The 20,143-nt window shown below is 54.9% G+C and carries 13 protein-coding genes; 10 read left to right on the plus strand and 3 right to left on the minus strand.

The annotated features are described in order from the left end of the window. Positions 1-754: 754 nt before the first annotated feature. Entirely contained in the window at positions 755-2,206 is a 1,452-nt protein-coding gene (locus tag GOB90_RS16980; RefSeq protein WP_146892304.1) for a penicillin-binding protein activator, read from the minus strand. Between GOB90_RS16980 and rsmI the strand changes: the two genes are divergently transcribed. The 8 genes from rsmI to GOB90_RS17020 all read left to right on the plus strand — a co-directional run bounded on the left by rsmI (position 2,206) and on the right by GOB90_RS17020 (position 12,887). Next, positions 2,206-3,210: a 16S rRNA (cytidine(1402)-2'-O)-methyltransferase gene (gene rsmI / locus GOB90_RS16985; RefSeq protein WP_373322095.1), complete on the plus strand. Its 1,005-nt coding sequence runs from the start codon at positions 2,206-2,208 to the stop codon at positions 3,208-3,210. The genes GOB90_RS16980 and rsmI overlap by 1 nt on opposite strands. A gap of 1 nt (position 3,211) precedes the next feature. Beyond that, entirely contained in the window at positions 3,212-4,132 is a 921-nt protein-coding gene (locus tag GOB90_RS16990; protein WP_146892298.1) for a S1/P1 nuclease, read from the plus strand. Positions 4,133-4,427: 295 nt separating this feature from the next. Next, positions 4,428-6,527, plus strand: coding sequence for an AsmA family protein (locus GOB90_RS16995; RefSeq protein ID WP_146892295.1), 2,100 nt, complete (start codon positions 4,428-4,430; stop codon positions 6,525-6,527). Between the two features lie 512 nt (positions 6,528-7,039). Next, positions 7,040-8,440, plus strand: coding sequence for a replication-associated recombination protein A (locus tag GOB90_RS17000; protein ID WP_146892292.1), 1,401 nt, complete (start codon positions 7,040-7,042; stop codon positions 8,438-8,440). A gap of 10 nt (positions 8,441-8,450) precedes the next feature. Next, positions 8,451-9,425 carry an RluA family pseudouridine synthase gene (locus tag GOB90_RS17005; protein ID WP_146892311.1) on the plus strand — a complete coding sequence of 325 codons (975 nt, stop codon included), beginning with the start codon at positions 8,451-8,453 and terminating at the stop codon, positions 9,423-9,425. A gap of 1 nt (position 9,426) precedes the next feature. Next, positions 9,427-11,595, plus strand: coding sequence for an AsmA family protein (locus GOB90_RS17010; protein ID WP_146892289.1), 2,169 nt, complete (start codon positions 9,427-9,429; stop codon positions 11,593-11,595). Then, positions 11,592-12,347, plus strand: coding sequence for an ATP12 family chaperone protein (locus tag GOB90_RS17015; RefSeq protein ID WP_146892286.1), 756 nt, complete (start codon positions 11,592-11,594; stop codon positions 12,345-12,347). Before GOB90_RS17010 ends, GOB90_RS17015 begins: the two co-directional genes overlap by 4 nt. 366 nt (positions 12,348-12,713) lie before the next feature. Beyond that, positions 12,714-12,887, plus strand: coding sequence for a hypothetical protein (locus tag GOB90_RS17020; RefSeq protein ID WP_173572175.1), 174 nt, complete (start codon positions 12,714-12,716; stop codon positions 12,885-12,887). Positions 12,888-12,948: 61 nt separating this feature from the next. On the opposite strand, the gene uvrB is transcribed toward GOB90_RS17020, so the two are convergent. Together uvrB and GOB90_RS17030 are read right to left on the minus strand one after the other, a co-directional pair. After that, positions 12,949-15,198: an excinuclease ABC subunit UvrB gene (gene uvrB, locus GOB90_RS17025; RefSeq protein WP_276510663.1), complete on the minus strand. Its 2,250-nt coding sequence runs from the start codon at positions 15,196-15,198 to the stop codon at positions 12,949-12,951. A gap of 212 nt (positions 15,199-15,410) precedes the next feature. Further along, the gene (locus GOB90_RS17030; protein ID WP_146892283.1) at positions 15,411-18,194 is read right to left on the minus strand and encodes an Rne/Rng family ribonuclease; all 2,784 of its coding nucleotides are present in this window, start codon (positions 18,192-18,194) and stop codon (positions 15,411-15,413) included. A 687-nt stretch (positions 18,195-18,881) separates the two neighbouring features. Here GOB90_RS17030 and GOB90_RS17035 point away from each other — a divergent pair. Both GOB90_RS17035 and GOB90_RS17040 read left to right on the plus strand, forming a co-directional pair. Continuing rightward, on the plus strand, positions 18,882-19,733 hold the full coding sequence (locus GOB90_RS17035) for an N-acetylmuramoyl-L-alanine amidase family protein (protein ID WP_242012130.1): 852 nt from the start codon (positions 18,882-18,884) through the stop codon (positions 19,731-19,733). A 232-nt stretch (positions 19,734-19,965) separates the two neighbouring features. Next, a partial coding sequence (locus tag GOB90_RS17040; protein ID WP_173572176.1) for a transposase occupies positions 19,966-20,143 on the plus strand: 178 nt, incomplete at its 3' end.

Here is a 20,143-nt window from a genome sequence, read left to right on the forward strand (position 1 = left end):
GATACTGCGCTCGGGTGATTTCAGTCCAGGCCATCTTGATCTCATCAGGTTCTCGCAAACCCATGAATCATAACCTGCTGAAATCACTCAACTCATTTTCGGTCAGACACTCAGACTCTGCGGTCGCAGCCAGACCTGCCTGTGCATTCAGGGCAGAACAGGCGATCGTCAATCCGGCCGTCAGCGATCTCTGCCTCAGGCTGTAGCGAATGAAACGGTTTGTCATCAGGCACTCTCGATACAGTCACATTTAACGTCCCCTCTATATGCAATTGCGACTTTTTCGCAATATCAGGTCAAGCTCAAGACATGTTTTGTAACATTTTTACTTTACCTGATAGCTCCGGGATTAACCTCATAAGCTATGCCCCTGCTGCTGGGTTTTCACGCAATGTATTAAAGTGAAGATGATTCTGTGTCTGCGCTCCGGTGCCTGATAACACCGCCATCGAACATGAATGTTACGCATCGTCTGCTACTGCCGGCGACAATCCGCGCCGAAAGCTGCCCGACGATTTGGCACGCCCGGACTGCACAGACCGCCAGCATTGCAAGACTGAATTCATCGTTTCAATGCGCAAAACCCTGACGATCCACACGAGGTGCGCCAAGCCAGTCTGCCGCCTGACACAGCACAGCAGGTTAGTCATCAAATTGATCATAACCCGCCAGGAGGATCTGTTGCGGCTCCCCCCTGCCCGTAATTACGATGCCTGACAGGGACACAACATGCTGAAAATACTATCGGCTGAAATCAGATCGCATCCGGTGCAGATGGCCCTCGCGTTGACTGTGTAGCGATAATACGCGCGCCTCCTCCGGCCTGGATTTCAAAAATGGCCAGATCGCGTGTGGTACTGCCATCCGGAAGCAATGTAAAAAGACCGTCGACGCCAGTAAAACCCTGTGACCGGGTCATTATGTCAACCGGATACCCCTTGCCGCCACTGCTGGCGGAAACTGACCCGGCCAGGGCGCCTGCATCATAGGCTAAGTCTGCAAGTGGCTTCGGAGCACGATGCATCTGAGTAGTGAAATTCTGCACGAATACCTTGCGATCCGATGGATCCGGCGCAGCGTACCAGGCCCCTCCAATACTTCCCAGCTTTAAGGAGAATGCACTCCACAGACCTGGCCCCATAAGCCTAACCTGAGACCCGGATATCTGGTTGGTTTTCAGGCCATCAATGACGTTTTTCAGTGAAAGTCCAAGATCACCGAGAAGCAGAGCATCAAAAGGCGGAGCGGAAAGCGCCTGAGACGCTGCCGTTGCTGCATTGCCGGCTTCTCCACCGGTGATCTGCTTATTAGCGGAGGCTGTGTTTCCGTCAGATGGTGCTACGGAATCTGCCTTAGGCGCCGAAGAGAGGGCGGCAGCAAGATCTGGCGGAAGGTCACTTGCCGAGCCGGTCGCCTGCCCGCTGGCCGCAGCAACACGACTATCATAAGCAGAAAGCGTAGCCAGACCGGCAGAGATCGCTTCCGGTGTGTTCACATGATAAGCAATCAGAGGATCAGCAAGACCTTTAGCATGACAGGACTGGATCAGAGCGTCACCGAGCGCGTGCCCGAGCGGATTGTCCGGCAGAAAGGCTGCAAACTGATGGCGACCTTCTGCAACACCTGCGGCAACGAGCCGGTCAACCTGTTGCTGCGGTGTAATACCGAATACCCAGACGCCCGGGCGCTTCTGGTTTGCATCACTTGTAAACGCTATCACCGGCACACTGGCCTGAAGAGCCGCCGGCGCGATCAGAGACGTATCGGGACTGGTCAGAGGGCCCAGGATAATTCCGTCGCCGGCCGCAATAGCCGCCTGCGCGGCACCAGCGGCCCCTCCGGGTCCCGCAGTATCATGTGCATCGACCTGAGGAAGTGAAGTGGTTGCTTTGAGGGTGGTGCTACCAGCCGGTCGCGACAGGGCCAGCCGGGCGGCCGAAAGCATCTCGTTGCCGAGAACAGCATTCGGCCCGGTGAGTGGCAACAACACAGCGACATTACGCTGCACACTGACTGTCGGGCTAACGCCGTTATTTCCGCTACTGCAGGCTGCGAGCGCCAGCAAAGCCACCCCGGAAAGATACCGACCGGAACCGGCCCGGCGGAAATATTCCGCCCGTCTGTCCGGACCGGGCTTGCGTCCTGTTCCGGATAGGGTGACAGCTTGGACTGCCTTTCGTAGCTGGAACCAATATGTCCGATCCATTGTCCGCCTCTGTTTCTGACCATTTATGTGCCGGCCCAAAGGCAGAGAGCCATGCCGACGTGTTGCCATCCCATAGCGAAGGAATGCCGCCGCGTCATGCCCGACCCGACAAAAGCACACTGGCCGACAAAACAACGGAGCGCAAAGATGAGAGCGGACTGTTAATCCTTGTGGGGACACCCATCGGAAATCTGGGTGATTTATCTCCACGGGCTGTGGACGCAATGAGACAGGCTGACCTTGTCCTGTGCGAGGATACGAGAGTCACAGCAAGGCTCTTTTCCGAACATAGTATCGTCACCCGGGCTGAACCACTACACGATCACAATGAACGACAGCGCGTGCCGGGGCTGATTGAGCGCCTTCTCGCCGGACAACGGATTGCTCTGGTTTCTGACGCTGGCATGCCTCTTCTTTCAGATCCGGGCTACCGGCTCACGCGCGCAGCTATAGAAGCCGGCATAACCGTAACTGCGGTCCCCGGCCCCAACGCCGCTTTGACGGCGCTGGTTCTGTCCGGGCTGGCTCCGCATCCGTTTTTATTCGCCGGCTTTCCTCCACCCCGCGCCTCGGCGCGGCGGGAGAGTTTTGCCACTTTGCGCGCGGCGGAACTTTCGGGACTGCGCGCTACTCTGATCTGGCACGAGGGACCACACCGCCTGAGTGAAATGCTGGGAGACGTCGCCACAGTATTTGGAGACAATCGTCCCGCTGTGGTGGCAAGAGAGCTGACAAAGCGGTTTGAAGAAGTCCGCAGAGGCACGGCTTCAGAACTCGCCTCTTTCTACGCGGAACATCCCCCGCGCGGCGAAATCACAGTACTGATCGGACCGCCGGATTCAGAAGAAACAGGGCCGGACGATCTCGACAGGCAGCTTGGCGAGGCACTCAGTACACATTCAGTGAAAGACGCAGCCGCCCTTGTAGCCACGGCTTCTGGCCTGCCCAGGAAAATTGTGTATGCACGGGCACTTGAACTGTCTTCGGCGAGTAAGGGAAATTAAAATGGGAAAATGGTTTCAGACGCGCATAAAATGGAAAGTAATCAATGCGTTCGCGTTAATCGGATGCAGCAGCATCTCACAGGCCTGTGCCTGGGGCCCGAATGGTCATGCGATCGTTGCTGATATTGCACAGGCGCATCTGACACCCTCCACTCTCACGGCTGTCAGAACTTTACTGGCGACAGAAGGTTATGCCTCCCTCGACCAGGTTGCGTCTTGGCCTGACACAATCGGGCATATTTCCAAAAGCAAAGGAGGCGCTCCGGAAACACTGGCCTGGCACTATGTTGATATCGATGCTGCAAATCCGGCCTATGATCAGCCGCGCGACTGTCCTGATCAGATTTGTGTCGCTGAGAAACTGCCTGAACAGGAACGCATCCTCGCTGATCCCGCCGCGACTGCCACAAAGCGACTCACCGCACTGAAATGGGTTGTACATCTCATCGGAGACATGCATCAGCCGCTTCACGCTGTGGAGCGTGACCACGATAAAGGTGGCAATACAATACACGTCACATATTTCGGAGATAATCTGAACGGACATATGAACCTTCACTCTCTCTGGGATGAAGGTATCTTGGATCATGCGACGGGCCTGAAGGTCGGCCCGCACTATACTATCGATTTCTCCTCAGCACAGAAGGAGGCAATGAAACTAAATGCTTCTGTCACGCCAGGTGAAATAGCTTTCTGGACTGCAGATATAACTGCTGCCGACAACAGAAATGCGGCGATTGACTGGGTCGATGAAAGTCACTCGCTGGCTCGCACTGTAGCTTATGGCACCTTGCCCCGCGCGCAAAAGGCTGAACTCGGTGAAGATTACACTACACTCGCATGGCCAGTGATACAGTTGCGTCTGGAGCAGGCGGGTGTCCGGCTCGCAGCCGTGCTGAACGCGTCTTTCGGGAACAAATAACTTACTTCGCTGACTGGTTCTCTAAAAAGCAGACACCTGTGATCAGGCCATCTTATGATGTCCGGCGGCTTCCATTTCTACAGATGAGGAACCAGAGCTCTGACCTGACGTTCTTGGAACAACCAGAACAGGATATGAGCCGAAACTCCAGCCTGGTGAATAAGGATGTGGAAACAGTGCGTTGATGACGAGTTACAACTCGTCTGACTGATCGAAGTAGTTATCTTTACGTTGGTTGCAACTAAACGAAGGGATCGGTACGGGCTGTCAGTCTGTATCGTCAGGCAGAGACTGTATGAGCCAGACGTCATTTTTTTATCGGCATCGTTTTTCAGTCACCGGTACCGGCCTTTTTCTTCTGGCTATCGGTCTTTTGATTATTTTCTGGTCATGGGACTGGTTTGTTCCTTTTGTAAACCGAAAGGCGACAACTGCCTTGGGGCGCACAACAAGTATTTCACATCTTCATGTTCACCCCGGGTTTGTGACCCGTATCACAGTGGATGATCTCAAAAGTGAACAACCAGAAGAGTTTAAAAGTGAAAGAGAACCATTTTTCACTGCTACACATGCGACAGTATTATTCGATATCTGGAATTATATCTGGCACCGTTCGATCAGTTTGCCGCTGATCGCTCTCGATACACCTCACGCTGATATCCGTCGAAAGAAAAACGGGCAGAACAATTATACATTTGGTTCTTCATCCGGAAAATCCTCAGATTCCGGATTTTCGCTTTCTTCCATAAAAGAATTACAAATCAATGATGGCCATGTGCAGTTCCGTGATGACAAATTGCAGGCGGACATGGCGATGACCTTACATACAACCCCACCTACAGGTCCGGCAGACAGAGGAACCATCGTAGCAGACGCATCCGGACGTTATGCCGGTCAGCCTGTCACCGGACATTTTGTTGGCGGCGCACTCCTTGCCCTGACTGAAGCAAAAACCCCTTATCCGATTGATCTCAGTGTTAAGAACGGGCCGACACATGCATCCCTGAAAGGGACTGTAGACGATCCTCTGGCATTTAAAGGCACGAAACTCAGACTACATTTTTCCGGTCCGGATATGTCACTGTTATACCCTCTGACGGCAATTCCTGTTCCGCAAACTCCAGCTTATGAAATCACAGGCAATCTTGATTACAATCAAAAATTAATCCGTTTTGATGACTTCACCGGGAAAATGGGCTCCAGCGATATCGAAGGCACGATTACTGTCGATCCTTACCAGCATGTTCCGTTCATTGAAACAGTTCTTCATTCTCACCGGGTCGATATTGAGGATCTCAGCGGCTTCATCGGTGGAAAACCAGGAGCGAATACAGCCGCTCAAAAACAGGCCGAGGCTAAAGATCCGGATATCCTGCCGGATACACCAATCAATGTGCCCAAACTTCAATCTGTCAACGCGCATGTCACCTACAAGGGCGATCACATTCAGAATAAACGTCTCCCGCTCGATAATATCGATGCTGAATTTACAATCCAGGACGGGGCGATCGACCTCAAAAAGCTAAATTTTGCTGTCGGCAAAGGAACGCTGGCCAGCTCGGCTACACTTACCCCTGCAAAACAGGGATTTGCAACGAAAGCAAAATTTGATTTCAGGCAGATTGACCTTGCCCACATCATGACCACGACAACGGGAGCGGCAGCTCAGGGAGGTATCATCGGCGGAAACCTCACGTTAAATTCCACTGGAAATTCGATTGCATCACTTGTCGCAAACGGGGATGGCGGTCTGACACTGGTTCTCGTTCAGGGCGGCGACATTTCGGCTCTGCTCCCGGAAATTCTCGGTCTGCAATTTGGTAATGCAGTGCTTTCTGCGCTCGGACTTCCCGGTCATACCCGACTCGACTGTTTCATTGCCGACATGCCACTGCGCAATGGCATCGTGAATACAAAAACCCTTCTTCTTGAAACGAAAGAAACCAGGACTTTAGGTCGTGGAACAGTAAATTTTAAAAGCAATACAATTGATTATTCTTTGACGACAAGAGCGATCAATCCGACAATTTTTTCACTGCCGGGTGCATTCAATATTACCGGTCAGCTGAAATCTCCCACGGTATTGCCTGGCGCGGAAATTATCGGACGTGCTGCCGCCTCCGTGGGGCTGGGTTTTGTATTCCCACCCCTCGCGCTGCTGCCGATGATCCAGATCGGGGTTGGGAAAGGCTCCCTTTGTGAAAAAGCCGTCCACGCTGTGAACGACAATCCGGCCGCTGGTATCGCACCTGGGGGAATGACGCAGGCCCGAGCAGCAGACGCCAGAGTTACAGGCAGGCACCAGGCGACCTCCGGGGCACATAGTGGAAAAAACGCTTTCAGCCCCGCTGAAGTGCGTGCTGCATGGAAGAAAAAGCATAAATCCGGACAGTAAAGAAGTGAATCCTGCCGGTGGGTGAAACCGGCCACCGCAGATTTGTACCGGCAATAGTTTCTTCTGTTTTCTCGGGAAGATTGTTCAGAAGAACAGCCTCTCCCTGGAAAATTCTGAGTGTCCAGCACTCAAAGAGTGGACGTGCTGGCTCGGCACGTCACACAGAGCATGGAAGTCAGGCCTGTCTGCCAAAACATTACGAAACGCGGTGAAACGGCAGTTTAGCAGCGGACTCCTATACCAGGCGGAAGGCAGATACGCTTCAGGCTCTGACAGCAGACTGAGAAAACCAGCATTCGTCGATCGACAACACAACGTCCGTATTTACGCGGAGGCGAGAAAAAAACAGGTGCCGGCGCACTCCGGGGCGGACTTTCAGTGATCCCTTTGTATCCGCGCCGATCAGAGCAGTCGATATAATTAAGAACCGGAAAACAGATTCATATCTTGCTGCCTTAACGAAAACGCTGCAACGCAGTATGAACGAAGAATGAACATTAGCGAGACCGGCCATGGCCACGCGGCGTGAAACCCCGTCACAACACGGAAGCGATCTGTTTGGGGCGGAGGGCCTCGCAGCCAGTGATTCAAATCCGTCTGCTTCTGGCAAAAAGGGCGCCGGACATCCCGCTCCGAACCAGCCTCTGGCAGATCGACTGCGCCCCGCGCGGCTGGAGGATGTGGTTGGCCAAGACCATATGCTTGGACCGGAAGGCGCCCTCACACGGATGCTGGAACGCGGGACACTCGCAAGCCTGATCCTGTGGGGCGGACCCGGAGTTGGGAAGACGACGATTGCCCGACTGCTTGCAGCAGCTGCAAATCTTCGGTTTGTGCAGCTTTCGGCGGTATTTTCCGGTGTAGCTGACCTGAAGCGGGCGTTTGAGGATGCGCGGCGCTTTGCCGAAGCCGGACGTGGGACATTGCTGTTCGTAGATGAAATCCACCGGTTCAATCGCGCTCAGCAGGATGGGTTTCTCCCGGTCGTTGAAGATGGAACGGTTGTGCTGGTCGGGGCGACAACAGAAAATCCGTCTTTTGCGCTGAACTCGGCTTTGCTGTCGCGCTGTCAGGTCATGGTTCTGCGCCGACTGGATGATCCGGCTCTGGATGCCCTTCTTGTAAGGGTCGAAGAACTGACAGGCAGTCCCCTTCCCCTGACCGAACAGGCACGTGCGACGCTCAGAGCGATGGCAGATGGCGACGGACGTTATCTGCTGAACATGGTCGAACAGATCCTGAGCCTGAAGACTGATGCTCCCCTCGATCCACAGAACCTGGCATCGCTGCTGGCAAAGCGTGCGGTATTATATGACCGGGATCGGGAAGAGCATTACAATCTGATTTCCGCACTGCATAAATCCCTGCGAGGCTCTGATCCCGATGCGGCGCTTTACTGGTTTGCCCGAATGCTCGAAGGCGGAGAAGACCCACGTTATATCGCCCGGCGCCTGACGCGGTTTGCCGCAGAAGATGTGGGGATGGCCGATCCTTCCGCGCTCCCGCTGGCCATTGCGGCATGGGAGACTTACGAACGGCTGGGATCGCCGGAGGGCGAACTGGCGCTCGCTCAGCTTGTTGTCCACCTGGGGACCGCTCCGAAATCCAATGCTGTCTATAAGGCCTACGGTGCGGCACGCCGGGCAGCAAAGGCAACAGGCAGCCTGATGCCGCCTACTCATATTCTGAATGCGCCCACAAAGCTGATGAAAGAGATCGGTTACGGGGATGGTTATCAGTACGATCACGATGCCGAGGATGGCTTCTCCGGTCAGAATTACTTCCCGGACGAGATGCCCCGTCAGCGCTTCTATAATCCGACAGGCCGTGGATTTGAGCATGAGGTCCGACGAAGACTGGACACATGGACCCGAAAAAGGGCAAGCCGCCCCACATCAGATGACGGATCGTGAGGCGCGGATCATGAGTGTGGCTATGTTGACGGTAAGCGAGGACGAGGCGGACATCCGTCTCGATCGCTATTTCCGGCGTCACTATCCTCATGTCACGCAGGGAGCACTTCAGAAACTCTGCCGGACAGGGCAGATCCGTGTTGACGGCAGGAGAGTGGAAGCCGGCACGCGTCTTGAGCCCGGACAGTCCGTCCGGGTGCCTCCAATGCCTGTGGCCACAAAGCCGGCACCGGCGGCGGCGCGCGTGCTGGATGACAGGCTGGCCCGCGAAATCAGGAAAATGGTGGTTTATTCCGATCCTCAGGTGATTGTCCTGAATAAACCGTCCGGACTTGCGACGCAGGGAGGTCCGGGGATTACTCAGCATATCGACATGATGCTGGATGGTTTACGGGAGGGCGATGCGCCACGCCCGCGCCTGGTCCACAGGCTCGACAAAGATACATCGGGATTGCTGCTCCTGGCGCGCACGCCTGGCGTAGCGGCGAAACTCTCGGCTGCTTTCCGCGGACGTGACGTAAAGAAAACTTACTGGGCGGTCACAGTCGGTCGCCCTGATCCGCTTTCAGGCGAGATTGACCAGCCACTGGCGCGGCTCGGTGCCGGACCGGGAGCCATTATCGTCGCAGCCGACCGCAATGACGAAGACGCACAGTCTGCCCGCACGGATTATGAAGTTCTTGATTCGGCCGGGCGGAAATTCTCCTGGCTGCGTCTTTCCCCCCTGACCGGTCGGACGCATCAGTTGCGCGTTCACTGCGAATCACTGGGCACTCCGATCCTTGGCGATCCGAAATACGGAGCGGACAAAGCCCATGTGGATGGATTTGCCGATCGGCTGCATCTGCATGCACGCAGCCTGTTACTGCCTCATCCTGCAGGAGGCCAGCTCGAAGTAAGCGCTAATCTGCCCCCCCATATGCGCGAAACATTCCGCGCACTTGGTTTCACGGCAGGTTCCACCCCGGCACCGCGCAGGAGATAGCATGAAGTTCATGACAAAGGCCGGACTGGCCATCGGCGGACTAGCCGTACTGCTTGGCGGCGCGGTTACAGCATCATCGCTGATGGATGCCACCTGGCTGCGCACGCGGCTTATCGAAGCTGTTGACAGGCAGACGGGCAGACATCTGCGAATCGATTCCCTTCATGTATGGCTGTTACCCTATCCATGGGTGGAAGCAAGGGGGGTCGGTCTGTCGAACCGGCCGGGCGGAACACGCCCGGATATGTTTACTGCCAGAGAGGTCCGGGCAAGCCTCGCGCTTGGTGCACTCTTCTCACACAGGGTGGTACTGGATAATGTCAGCCTTATGGAACCGGCGCTCCTTCTTGAGCGGACGCCGGATGGAATACCGAACTGGCTGTTCGAACCGGTTCCGGATGCCCAGGTTAAGAACAGCAGTCAGTCCGCCTCACACCAGCACTGGAATCTCGCACTATCGTCTGTACATGTGCGCGATGGAGGATTTGTCTGGTCCGATGCCAGACAGCATCTGACCGGTGACACAGACATTGATCAGGCTGACATAACCGGATTAACCAGCGGCGTCACAATCATCAATTTACATGGGCACCACGATACCGGTGTGTTTACTCTGGCCGGCACAACCGGTGCGCTGCTCCCTGTGACGGGTGAAAGCTGGCCAGTACACCTGACCGCAACACTGGTGGTGAATAAACGACAGGCGGGGCAGGCCCATCTCGATGGCGTTATCACCGATCCCCGGCACGACGCCGGATATGATCTGCAGGCCGGCGGCGCAATCGGACAACTGGCAGATCTTGAGGCATTGTTTCCTAATGCAAATCTGCCTGATGCCAGCGATGTTTCTCTGCAGGCAGGCATAACCGGCAGCGGCGCCAGCCCTGGTCTGAGAATGCTGCATCTGCACACCGGACCGGTTGCCCTCGATCAGATGCTCGAAGGGCTTCATGCTGATACTGTCACCCTGGATGCAGCGCAGCCATCAGATCGACTGACTGTTTCACTGGATGGAAAACTGAACGATCAGCCCCTTACCCTTCGGGGTCTGCTGGGGACCCTTGATGAAACAGGTCGCGCGATCAGATCCTCCGCAACCGCACCATTGCCAGTCAGACTTTCCCTCGCCACCGGAGATTCATCTGTAACACTGGATGGCGTCGTGGGGGGTGAAAAGACTTCTCTCGATGTGCATGGCTCACTTTCTTCTCTGACGTTCGGGCCTGAAAAGCCTTCATTGCAGCAGCTTAAAGTTGACGGACATCTGGCCAGCACTGCGCCCCTTACCATTTTGCGTGAACGTGATCCGCAAATATTACTGCATGCAATACAGGGAACGCTGGATGTCGCGGCTCAGCGCGTCACCTGGCAATCTGTGGCATGGGACACCGTTTTTGCGCATGTCGTGGCAGATAACGGGCGGCTGACGGCAGACCCGATCCGGGCCAGTGGAACCGGCGTGGCCCAGGGTATGCCTCAGTCAGGTCGCTTTACCTATGATGTCTCCGGCGATGTGCCACATATTGCCATCACCGCCTCACCACTGATCCTGCCCGCAGGTATTGTGGAAGGATGGGCCGGATTACCTTCACTGGTGAACGGCTCATTGCAGGTTGTCGGGAGCATTGTAGCTGACGGAGCAGACATGGACGCGTGGAAACGCAGCGTTGCGGGTCATGCCGGGGTATCGATGGTGGACGGACGCGTCAGCGGACAGGCCCTGGCTGCGATTATCGGCCGTAGTATTCCGGTCAGAGGGACAATGGGGCTGCGATGCCTGGGCATCCATATGGAATTCGCTGATGACCGCGCCACACTGGAACGGATCGGGCTGGAGGCAGATTCATTGTCTCTCACCGGTCATGGAAACGTGGGACTTTCTTCCAGCGCACTTGATCTGCATCTGACGCCCCGCATCGGGATCGGACGAACCGGCGCATCCTCACCAGTCGGTGTTGGCGGCACGATCAGTTCTCCGCAACCACATCTGGAGCCGGGCAGTGACGGCCGTTTTGCCATCTCGATCGGCGGTGATCAGTCAGCGGCAGGCGATCAGTGTCCGGATCTTCTCGCCGCAGCACGCGAAGGGGAGGCTGGCCCTGCGGCCGCTTCGGCACCCGCAGGTAAAGCGAAAGGGTTAATGAACATACTCAAAGGCCTGCTGCATTGACTGGAAACAACCGTGACAGACATGGCGTGGGCCAGAAGAGATTCTGGTCAAATGCTTCGGTAATTGCGGGACCACATGGATATACGGTTACGCTTGACGGGAAGCCTGTTCGTCTGCCCGGCCGCGCTTCACTCCGGGTTATCTCAAAACCGCTGGCAGAGGCGCTTGCTGCTGAATGGCAGGCGGCAGGTGCTGACAACCCCGCAAAACGCTTCGGACCGGATGCATTGCCACTGACGCGGATTGCCGGAGCCATGATCGAACGTATTGAACCACACCGGGATCACGCTGTAGCCACACTGGCCGGTTACGGTGAATACGATCTTCTTTGCTATCACACTGGCGATGATAAGTCTGCGGCGGCACGCGAGAATGAAATGTGGCATCCGTGGCTGAACTGGCTCAGGGAGCGTCATGGGATTGATCTCCATGTGACGACCGGAATAATGCCCGTGGTCCAGCCTGCCGCAGTCAAAAAAGGATTTTCAGGTCTCCTCGGCGAAAAATCAGACGCTGAACTTGCCGCCCTCGGCGTGGCCGTGCCGGCTCTGGGAAGTCTCGTGCTTGGGCTGGCTGTGACTGAGGGGAGCCTGAGCGCACAGGATGCCGTCAATATTGCCTCTCTTGATGAAAGAACTCAGATGCAGCGGTGGGGACAGGACCCTGCGCTTCTGGATCATGTTGCTGTCGTGGCTGCGGATGTCATGGATGCAAAACGCTTCATAATGCTCGCGACCGCACAAGCTGATTAAAGCACCTTCTTCGCAAGGTAGCTTTGCTCAATCGGGTGAGCCGAAAAAGAATCGCATGCTTTCGGCAAAAACATAATATGCAGGACTCATCATAAATTTGCGAAAATCCGTGTACCAACCTCACACATTGTAACAGCGCACGACCGCTTGTATGAGCAGGAAGGCCCGACCGTCGTTTTTCCTCTTATTTCAGTCCTTTGTCCGCCACTATTTTGCCCCATAGCGCCGCTCTTATCGCGTCTGGTCAAAACAACGGCAGAAATTTGCCGAGACAGTTGGTAACTTGGTCAATCTCAGGACTGTGGGCAGTGTCATAATGCTATATGACAACTGGCTTGCAGATCACTGGACTGAAAAGGAGGTCTCATGCGTAATAAGACTGACATTCAGCCTGAAGGCTTTTTAGCAACCGGCATTGTCCGGACGCAGCCGGAGCGGCTAAGGCGACAGGCGGCGCAAATCTTCGCGACCTGCGCAATGGGAGCTTGGATCGCGCTCGCAGTAGTGCCCTTTGTAGTGGTTCTGGTCGAACTGGGCTGAAATTTTATTTGCCATTCAGTCAGCTCTTTTCCGTCCATAACAAAAGCTTCTGCATGAGGAGTTAATTCCTTCTCTTTGTGTCCGACTTTGCAGAAACTGAATTGCGCGCCTTGCCGCCGGAGCGCCCCTTTCGTTTTTCCGGGTCATATCCCCCTCCCCCCGGTCCAAGTGGAACCGGGGTTTTGTCTTTCTTGCGCCCGGTAGCATCCTGTCTTTTCTGCAACGACGGAGAGGGTGGCTCAATACCCAATTGCAAAGCCTCCAGTCTTTTCACTTCATCGCGAAGGCGTGCGGCAGTTTCAAATTCCAGGTCCGCAGCTGCAGCCCGCATCCGCCGTTCAAGCTCCGCAATCGTCGCCTCAAGGTCTTTGCCTACGAATTCGTCCGCCTCTGCACCTTCAGTCGGCGTAACAGTCACATAATCCTGTTCAAATACCGAATTGACGATATTACCGATCTGCTTACGAACGCTTTGTGGCGTGATTCCATGCTCTGCGTTCCATGCAGCCTGCTTTTCCCGCCGTCTCGCGGTTTCCTCAATCGCAAACCGCAGACTGTCTGTCATTCGATCAGCGTAAAGCAGTACGCGGCCATCTACATTTCGGGCTGCCCGGCCAATCGTCTGTACGAGCGACGTGCGTGAACGAAGAAATCCCTCTTTGTCAGCATCAAGAATCGCGACCAGGGAACACTCCGGAATATCCAGCCCCTCACGAAGCAGATTGATCCCGATAAGGATATCAAACACACCAAGACGCAGATCCCTTATGATCTCTATACGCTCCAGCGTATCGATATCGGAATGCAGGTAACGTACCTTGAGCCCGGCCTCATCGAGATATTCACTGAGATCCTCAGCCATGCGTTTAGTCAGTACTGTTACGAGGACGCGACCACCTTTGCCGATTGTCTCCCGACATTCGGCCAGTAAATCATCAACCTGATGTTCGACGGGCCTTACCTCCGTAACAGGGTCGATCAGACCGGTCGGTCGGATAACCTGCTCACTGAAGACGCCCTGTACACGCTCCATCTCCCACGGCCCGGGAGTTGCACTGACGAACAATGTCTGCGGACGATAAACATCCCATTCATCAAATTTCAAAGGCCGGTTATCAAGACAGGAAGGCAGACGAAACCCGAACTCGGCGAGAACGGATTTCCGTGCATGATCGCCTCGCTCCATTCCACCGATCTGCGGTACCGTGACGTGGCTCTCGTCTACAATCAGCAATGCGTCTTCCGGCAAATATTCGAACAATGTCGGAGGCGGCTCACCCGCCTTTCTTCCGGACAGATAACGTGAGTAATTTTCAATACCTTTGCAGACTCCGGTTGTCTCCATCATCTCCAGATCAAACGTCGTGCGCTGCTGAAGACGCTCGGCCTCAAGCAGTTTCCCCTGCTGTGTAAAAACATCCAGTTGACCGCGCAGTTCTTGCTTTATGCCAACAATGGCCTGATTGAGCGTCGGCCGGGGCGTGACATAATGACTGTTCGCGTAAAGACTGACCTCCTGGAGATCGGCAGTCTTTTCGCCAGTCAGGGGGTCAAATTCAATAATCTGATCGATTTCGTCCCCGAAAAGAGTTACCCGCCAGGCGCGGTCTTCATTCTGAGAAGGGAAAATATCGATACTTTCTCCGCGCACCCGGAATGCACCACGAGCAAAAGCTGCATCATTTCGCCTGTACTGAAGCTCAACGAGGCCCTTAATCAGTTTATCGCGATCAATTTCACCTCCGGTCTCAAGCCGGACAACCATGCGCGAATACGTTTCTACCGATCCTATACCATAAATGCAGGAAACAGACGCGACGATGATAACGTCATTGCGTTCGAGAAGAGCCTGCGTGGCAGCATGCCGCATACGATCAATTTGTTCGTTAATCTGGCTATCTTTTTCAATATAGGTGTCAGAACGTGCAACGTAGGCCTCAGGCTGATAATAGTCGTAGTAACTGACAAAATATTCCACTGCGTTATTTGGAAAAAACTGTTTCATCTCGCTATAAAGCTGAGCCGCCAGTGTTTTATTGGGCGCTAGGATAAGCGTTGGTTTTTGCGTCGCTTCGATTACCTTCGCCATCGTGAAGGTTTTACCGGAACCTGTTACGCCAAGCAGAACCTGATCACGTTCAGCGGCCTCAATACCCTGCGTCAACGTACCGATCGCCTGCGGCTGATCGCCTGCCGGTTCGTACTCCGACACGACCTCCATATGAAAACGTTTTTCTTTGGGAGGAAGACGCTCTGGCTGGAACACCAGTGCAGAATGACCTTCCAGCGACGATCGGGAGCGAATAGCCATGACAGTCAACATGGCCATTCATCGGGATCGTCGCAAGGGAGGGAAACATGATCCTGAATTAAAGTAACATATAACCTGATAACTCGCTGCCGCTGACTACAGTCAGGAAAGCACAATGACATAGCCCTGACGCGCTATCAGATGAGAGCGGCAGGACCATGTCAAAATCAGGTCAGCGGCGACGTATCACCTCTGAAACTAATGTTTCTTTCCTAACGTCGCCACCATCCTGTACGGGGTTTAGCTACAGCAGCGCCATCTTCAATTACCGTCGGTTTAACAAAAGTAACGGGCTCACGATTACCCTTTTTCTCTGTGTCCGCAGAAATTGCTGGCCTTACTTTTTCAGGCATCATCTCAGTCTGTTGCGGACTTGTCTCAGCTCCGGCTTTCCGGCGACCACCCCGACGCCGGGGCGCCGCCTCTTCTGCGGCTTTCTCATCGGACAACGGTATGTCTGAAAGCTCAGTCGGGGAAACAGGCGGCGTCGGCTCTTCAGCTTTCACTGCTTCACCCGACTTTCGCCGGGAACGGGTACGCCGACGACCTCCTGAATTATCCGCAACAGCAGCAGGACGCTCAGCATCTGCTTTTTCAGCTTCAAGAGGAGGCATCGGCTCTGTTTGTTTAATAGATTCAAGCTCATCCGCAGGCTCCGGGATGAGGGCTGGCACAGAACTCTGGTCTTGTTTCCCGGAAGGGCTCGGACGGCCTTCCTCCTGTTCTGCCTGCTCCATCATATCGAAGATATCAAAGCTGCCGCCGAACGGGTCAGCCGGCGTTGGCCCCCGCCAGGCTTTTTCTGCCTGAGCGACCGGCTCTGAACGTTTTTCCTGTATCCGGGGCGGAGCAACCTCTCCTGTTCCTTTACGGGAATGTCGTGTCCGCATACGCCCGGGCACCAGATTTTCTTCTGAAGCAATTTCAGATTTTTTTGCCGGCAGAGCAGAGGTTGTTTCCTGCATATCCTTTGTGACCGGCCGCGCAGCCGGTCCCACATCCTCCTGCTCCCCGGACGAAGTTACAATATTACCGCTCTCATCCCGCTGTCCGCCGCGCCGACGACGCCGACGACGCCGACGACGGGTCTGTGCAGCATCTGCATCCTCACTATCGTCACCCGGACCCGTGACAATCGCTGCCTGCGGCGCCGTTTCAGCAATGGGAATAGTTTTTACAGGCGCCTGCGACACCTCTTTAGCCACATCATCTGCTTGCTCCTGACGAAGTTCAGATCCGGCAGGTTCATCTGCAATATCAGTGGGTTCAGAATTATCAAAACGTGCCGTTTGCGCCCGATGACGTTCGATTCTTACTTCCGGCGGCGGAAGCGATGAATCAGCTCCGAAGAAAACACGCATTTTATGACGCATCTCGATCGAAGAGAGCCAGTCACGTTTGTTGTTGAGAATATAAAGCGCGATCTCTCCGGCAACATAAACCGTGACTTCTGCGGCCCGGCGCAACCCGCCTTCTTCCTCGATAGCGCGCAGAACGTGCAGAGCCGCACTCTCGATGCCACGAATAATACCCGTGCCCTGACAATGCGGGCATGTGGCAAAGGCGGCTTCGGCAACGGACGGTCGCAATCTCTGCCGCGACATCTCCAGCAAGCCGAAATGCGAAATCCCCCCGACCTGAATGCGCGCGCGATCATAGCGCAGCGCGTCTTTCAGGCGCCGTTCGACCTGAGCATTATGCCTGCGGGACTCCATATCAATAAAGTCGATGACAATCAGACCGGCAAGATCACGCAGACGCAGCTGACGGGCCACTTCATCAGCCGCTTCGAGATTGGTCTTAACCGCTGTTTCCTCGATATTCCGCTCGCGGGTCGCGCGCCCCGAGTTGACGTCGATGGAAACCAGCGCCTCGGTCTGATTAATGACAAGATAACCGCCGGAACGGAGCTGAACTGTCGGCGACAACATCGCATCGAGAAGCCCCTCGACGTGATAATGGCTGAAGAGTGGCTGACTCTCCTTACGCCAGAGTTTCACCTTATGTGCGCTCTGCGGCATAAGCATCCGCATAAAATCACGAGCAGCGCGCCAGCCATTTTCGCCGTCCACAACGATGTCGTCGATATCACGCGTGTAAACGTCACGAATGGCGCGCTTAACAAGGCTGGCCTCTTCGTAGATCAGGGCCGGTGCGACGGAACTCAGCGTGTGCTCCCTGATCTCATCCCAGAGATGCAGAAGATACTCACAATCCTTCATGACTTCAGGCCGTGGCCGCTGCGATCCGGCAGTGCGAACTATCATGGCCATGCCACGAGGCAGCTGCAGATCGGCAATGATATCCTTGAGACGCCTCCGGTCCGCGACAGATGTAATCTTCCGGGACACCCCGCCGCCACGGAGTGCATTTGGCATCAGTACGCAGTAGCGTCCGGCGAGCGAAATATACGTCGTCAGCGCAGCGCCCTTATTGCCCCGCTCTTCCTTGACAACCTGAACAAGCAAAATCTGGCGCCGTCGAATAACTTCCTGGATCTTATAACTGCGCAGAAAACGGGCCATCCGTTTCTGCACGAGAGCTTCTTCACCCGTATCGGTCTCACCTCCGACATAATCCGGTGTGCGATCCGACATCTCATCGTCAGAAGATTCGGCATCGCCAGCCTCAGCGCCTGACGGAACTTCATCAGACGCCCCTGAAGGTAACTCATCTTCAGTCTCGTCTTCCGCTTCAGCGGCAAGAGCCTCTTCTTCCTGAATCGCAAGCAGTTTTTCACGATCCGCTATCGGGATCTGATAGTAATCCGGATGGATTTCACTAAACGCCAGAAAACCATGACGATTACCGCCATATTCCACGAAGGCGGCCTGCAAGCTCGGCTCCACGCGGATTACTTTGGCAAGATAGATATTGCCTTTAAGCTGCTTTCTGTTTGCAGCTTCAACATCATAGTCTTCGAGACGATTTCCGTCCATCACAACGACGCGGGTTTCTTCCGCGTGCGTTGCATCTATCAGCATACGCTTGGTCATAAAAAAAGAAACTCCGGTGTCCCGGCGTTCTTCCAGGCGGGCGCAGCCGGTCACGAACGGACCGGGCGCCGCGCGGGAACGCTGCGGGCGAATCGACTAAATAATCCTGGATGGTAGACACGAGCGACGTCCGGGAAACGCAGAGTGGACCGGAATAACCGGAGAGTGACAGAAATGACGAAGCAACTCCGGGATTTAATTCACCCGAGCCCCCACTCTGCCTCTTCACTGTATCCAGCGCTGCTCTCATCCGTCCTTGTCGTTCAGCATTTGTATCAAAAGCCCCGCCCAGAACATTACCACCTCGACCTTAATTACAGAGATGCGACACATTCTGATCCGGGTTACGCAGCAAACGTCACAGACGGCACTACGCATAGATAATCATGGCTGAAACACAGCCCGCACGCAAGCCATCCCGCATATTACCCTGTAACTACTGCCATCCCGGTTGAGGATATCCACACAAATAATTGAATTAACTCATGTTTATTAATGACTTCATAAATCCGACATGGCAGAATTACAGGGCATGAGCATTCGGAAAAAGAGATGAAGCAAGATCAGAAGGGCCATTCCCATCTCCCGAACAACAACATGCCGGAGACAAGGGTATTCAGGCAGGGCGCAGTTGCCTCAGAGGCGAACGCGCTGCCAAACGAGCCGGCATCCGAAATTGCCGGCAATATGACACGACGCAGCGCCGCACTGATCACCTGCCTGGCGCCTTTGCTTCCCACGATCGGTCTGGCACGCTCCATAAAACATAGCGCACCAGCCACACATCACCCGACAACGGCTTCACACTCTCTGCACGCTCCCACCGTTCTGCGTAACGCAGCGGCTCCGCCCCCGCTGGTCATGCTGGACCCGGGCCATGGTGGCAAAGACCCTGGAGCCGTTGGTTATTCGGGAACTTACGAGAAACACGTCGCCGAGGCGGCGGCAGCCGAACTCGAACGGCAGCTTATTGCGTCCGGTCGTTATCGAGTTTCCATGACCAGGACATCTGATCGCTTCATCCCCCTTGAGGGACGCGTCGAGATGGCTCAGGCTCACCGGGCTGAACTGTTCATCTCTATGCACGCAGATGCTCTGCATGACGCTTCTGTCCGGGGAGCCAGCGTCTATACATTGTCAAATGCAGCCTCCGACAGCCAGACCGCACTGATCGCACAAAGTGAAAACAGCGCGGATCTGTTTGGCGGCCCGCATGTCCACGCCAGTTCACCTGAAGTTCAGCAGATCCTGGCGAGTCTGGTGTCTGAAGAAACCAGACGAGGCTCCGCCCATATCGCCAGTTCCGTGGTAGCCTCATTTCAGTCGAGACTAACTCTGCTCAGCCATCCCCACCGTCATGCCGCTTTTGTTGTTCTGAAAGCAGCCGACATTCCTTCAATTCTCGTCGAAATGGGCTTTATGTCCAACCGCCGGGATGAGGAATCCCTCAGACAAGCAGGCCATCGGGCCATGGTTGCCGGTGCCATGCTTGATGCCATTGATCGCTATTTCAGCTCTACGCGAACCGGAGCAGGATAAAGGCCTTTCCACATGTATAGCCGCTCAGCGTCGCAGTCATGTGGAGACAAAATATACTGCATCAAATTTCCGAACCAGTGCCTCGCAAAATCGGACTTCGACCTTCATATTTCCAGATTCCACATCAGCATCGCCATATTAACCATTTCACCGCATCCCGAATCCCTCTGAAACTGCCCCTTAAATCAACTAGGGTCAGGACCTATTAATAGGTTGAATTGAAGCGTAATTGATGATTCACAGGCTTTCTGTTGGGAGCGAACCTGTGGGTGCTCTGTTTTTGCTGTCCGAGCGTCAGATGGAGTTGATCAGGCCGTATTTTCCGCTGGCGCACGGCGTTCCCCGCGTGGATGATCGCCGTGTTCTGAGCGGGATCGTTTACGTCATCCGGAACGGGCTTCAGTGGAAAG

The organism is Acetobacter oeni, assembly GCF_011516825.1.
Classification (GTDB): domain Bacteria; phylum Pseudomonadota; class Alphaproteobacteria; order Acetobacterales; family Acetobacteraceae; genus Acetobacter; species Acetobacter oeni.

Excerpts from the sequence above, each read along its gene's own strand:
- GOB90_RS16980 (WP_146892304.1), bottom strand. The coding sequence starts at position 2,206 with ATGGATCGGACATATTGGTTCCAGCTACGAAAGGCAGTCCAAGCTGTC.
- GOB90_RS16990 (WP_146892298.1), top strand. The coding sequence starts at position 3,212 with ATGGGAAAATGGTTTCAGACGCGCATAAAATGGAAAGTAATCAATGCG.
- GOB90_RS16995 (WP_146892295.1), top strand. The coding sequence starts at position 4,428 with ATGAGCCAGACGTCATTTTTTTATCGGCATCGTTTTTCAGTCACCGGT.
- GOB90_RS17000 (WP_146892292.1), top strand. The coding sequence starts at position 7,040 with ATGGCCACGCGGCGTGAAACCCCGTCACAACACGGAAGCGATCTGTTT.
- GOB90_RS17005 (WP_146892311.1), top strand. The coding sequence starts at position 8,451 with ATGAGTGTGGCTATGTTGACGGTAAGCGAGGACGAGGCGGACATCCGT.
- GOB90_RS17010 (WP_146892289.1), top strand. The coding sequence starts at position 9,427 with ATGAAGTTCATGACAAAGGCCGGACTGGCCATCGGCGGACTAGCCGTA.
- GOB90_RS17020 (WP_173572175.1), top strand. The coding sequence starts at position 12,714 with ATGCGTAATAAGACTGACATTCAGCCTGAAGGCTTTTTAGCAACCGGC.
- uvrB (WP_276510663.1), bottom strand. The coding sequence starts at position 15,198 with ATGGCTATTCGCTCCCGATCGTCGCTGGAAGGTCATTCTGCACTGGTG.
- GOB90_RS17030 (WP_146892283.1), bottom strand. The coding sequence starts at position 18,194 with ATGACCAAGCGTATGCTGATAGATGCAACGCACGCGGAAGAAACCCGC.
- GOB90_RS17035 (WP_242012130.1), top strand. The coding sequence starts at position 18,882 with ATGACACGACGCAGCGCCGCACTGATCACCTGCCTGGCGCCTTTGCTT.